The sequence below is a fragment of the Ensifer sp. GW821-FHT05G01 genome, assembly GCF_059419585.1.
In genome coordinates this window covers 1-560 of the sequence record NZ_JBWKSC010000032.1, presented here as the reverse complement: position 1 = coordinate 560, position 560 = coordinate 1, and the positions used below count along the sequence as shown (strand labels likewise).

The window sequence follows — 560 nt, the reverse complement described above, 5'->3', positions numbered from 1 at the left end:
ACGGTTCCGGTCGGCACCGGCGACGAAGTCGAGCGCATTATCCGCGAAACCAACCCGGACGCGGATTTCGCGGTCGTCTCCAATCCGGAATTCCTGCGCGAAGGTGCCGCGATCGAGGACTTTAAGCGTCCCGACCGCATCGTCATCGGCCTTGCCGACGATGATGCGCGTGCGCGCGAGGTCATGACCGAAGTCTACCGCCCGCTCTACCTCAACCAGGCGCCGCTGGTCTTCACCTCACGCCGCACCTCCGAACTGATCAAGTATGCTGGCAATGCCTTCCTGGCGATGAAGATCACTTTCATCAACGAGATGGCCGACCTTTGCGAGAAGGTCGATGCCAATGTCCAGGATGTGGCCCGCGGTATCGGCCTCGACGGCCGCATCGGCGGCAAATTCCTGCATGCCGGCCCAGGTTATGGTGGCTCCTGCTTCCCCAAGGACACGCTGGCGCTGGTCAAGACTGCCCAGGACTTCGACAGCCCCGTGCGCCTGGTCGAGACAACGGTCGCGATCAACGACAACCGCAAGCGCGCCATGGGCCGCAAGGTGATCGCGGC

The 560-nt window shown here is 63.0% G+C and carries 1 protein-coding gene; it reads left to right on the top strand.

Features of this window, described 5'->3' with window-relative positions:
- Nucleotides 1–560, top strand: a 560-nt coding sequence (locus AC07UR_RS33880; RefSeq protein ID WP_494700492.1) for a nucleotide sugar dehydrogenase, incomplete at both ends; no start/stop codon positions are given.